General features: G+C 38.7%; 1 protein-coding gene and 2 pseudogenes. All 3 read left to right on the top strand.

All coding sequences use genetic code 11. The features are described 5' to 3' along the window. Positions 1-182: 182 nt before the first annotated feature. Positions 183-530 (top strand): annotated as a pseudogene (locus tag Xedl_RS19255) (IS1 family transposase); the annotation flags it as partial. Next, positions 455-1,263 (top strand): annotated as a pseudogene (locus Xedl_RS19250) (IS110 family RNA-guided transposase); the annotation flags it as partial. The pseudogenes Xedl_RS19255 and Xedl_RS19250, both read left to right, overlap by 76 nt. A 968-nt stretch (positions 1,264-2,231) precedes the next feature. Continuing rightward, complete coding sequence (locus Xedl_RS19240) at positions 2,232-2,420, top strand: hypothetical protein (RefSeq protein ID WP_074025310.1); 189 nt, start codon at positions 2,232-2,234, stop codon at positions 2,418-2,420. The last annotated feature ends 18 nt before the right edge of the window (positions 2,421-2,438 follow it).

The raw sequence follows: 2,438 nt of genomic DNA, 5'->3' as shown, positions 1-2,438 counted from the left end.
TGGGAAAAGCTGACTTTGATCCTGAAAGTGCTGGGTTATCCTTCAAGCTGGAAAGTCCATTCAATGTTCAATTCTTGCTGAATAGGTGTGACGACTGGGGTCTGTCGGGAGCCGGATGCGGTAGTTCTGCATGTCCGGTTCTGAGGAGGGATCTGCCCGGGTGACTGGGTAGGTCTACTCACCAGCAATGGTCATTTGTGAGAAGTAAAAATAATCAACGCTGGCTCTGGTATGCCTGGGAGCCTCGCCTCAAGCGAGTTGTGGCACATGTTTTTGGTGATCGCAGCAGAAAAACGTTAGACAAGCGGCTTGCCCTTTTATCCCCCTTTAATATTCGATTTCATTGTACGGATGATTATGGAGTTTATGACACTCTTCCCGAAGAGGATCATCTTACGGGAAAGACGTTCACCCAACGCATAGAGAGAACGAATTTCACTCATCGTACTCGAATCAAAACAGTCCTCAATATGTTGTGCCTTTCAGAATGGGTAGCAAGAACGATAAAAATGATGCAATTGCTATTGTAGAAGCTGACAGCCGTCCGGCATGCGGTATGTGCCGGACAAAACGATAGAACAACAGGATATCCAATGTTTGCACCGGGGTCGTCAGCGTGTCATGAAAAACCGAACAGCGTTGATTAATCAGATACGCGGATTAGGGATGGAATATGGCATTGCTATGCCTGAAAGTGCTCGCAAGGTAGAGCAATGTTTACCGGAACATCTGGAAAATGCCGAGAATGAGTTGACGGTATTAAGCCGTCAGTTATTTCAGGAATTACTGTTTGAACTGAAAGACCTTCAGCAGCATCTGAAAGCGTTGGATAAACGCCTTGATCATCTGAATACACAAAATGAAGATATTCGCCGGCTGCTGACATTACCGGGTATCCGGCCATTAGGGGCATCGGCTCTGAAGATAGCGCTGGGCGATAGTCAAGAGTTTAAGAATGGCCGCCATTTTGCCAGCTACCTAGGGCTGGTGCCGAAAGAGCACAGCAGTGGGGGGCAAATCCACCCACTCGGTATCAATAAGCGGGGCGATGCCTACTTACGAGGAATATTGATCCATGGCGCCCGTTCTGTCGTGTATCAGCTCAGTAAACGACCTGACGAACAGTGTAATGAGTTACAACGCTGGCTAAAGGGTTTAATAGAACGTAGCGGAATCAATAAGGCGGTAGTGGCGTTACTCAATAAGAATGCCCGGATAGCGTGGGCATTAGTGAATCAACAATCGGTTTATATTTCTCGGTGAGATAAAAATATGGGGTTAATCATGCTGTTGAAGTCCATGAGTTGATGTACTGACAGGTAGTACCGACTCTCTGTGAACCTGGAAAAAACCATGGCTTACCAAGGCTGTACGGCTAATGAGGGCAGAGAGTACGGATTCTCATCAGGGCTCTTTGAAGCCGAATATATGTTTGTGACTACTTTTGTCAGAAAAGAAAAATAGATTGCCCACTTGCATTGAGTCGGTGTCCATATAAGTTTTTAGAGGTTCCCCATAGTATATTATCTAAACATTCATCATTATCAATAAAATTAGAGGTCTGACCAATTTTTGGAACAATTAATATAAGTGAGATTTATTGATTGGTGGATATTTAATCCCTACAATATTACTTTAATAAAATAACAAGTTTAATATGTAAATTGTATTGACTTGTTACGGTTTTAAATGTATTGTTTCAAAATAGATGTGGATGTAAGTTATTTGTTAAATGGATTATTATAAATTTAATGAAAAAATATAATTGTAAAAAATCAATTTTTGCCAAAGTGAATAACCTTTCTAAAGCAAAGAGTTTAGATATTTTTAGGAAAGAAATTGTCTTTTTAAATTTTTTTCTTATATATATTTTCTCTATGGCTATATTTGATATTGGCGATCCTGCTTTTGAATATATAGACTACATTATTGCGATAATGTTGTTGGTTTGTTTCATTAGCATGATTGTTAAAGTGATTAATGAATCTCACTTTTTAAAATATGAATATAGAAATTATGATTTTCTAAATGAAAAAACAGTATATTCATTTAAATTCCTCACATTTTTAATTTTAATTTCAGGAATTATAATTCTTTATTTTATATATTCATACTTATCAGTAATTATTAAATATGACTTTTCATTAAAGCTATTCTTTTTTGTTTTTTATAGCGTCATTTTATATTTAATTATGAAAATTTTCAACTAAACTAAATAAGAGACATTTATTATGCGCGAATTAACAATTCAAGAATTTGATTTAGTTTCTGGTGCTGGTGATACAGGCCCTAGTTACACAAATCAGGTAGCAGGAGCAGTAGCTGGAGGCGTAGTTGGTCAGGGCGCGAGCATACTTTGGTTGATATCTATCCAAAGAACACTTGTGCACGATAATCATCACTCCAGCCTGCTTTTTTGAGTTTATTTCTTTGACTGG

This window comes from Xenorhabdus eapokensis (assembly GCF_001908105.1).
Note: the sequence above shows the minus strand (reverse complement) of the source record. Positions and strands in the feature narration are given on the sequence as shown.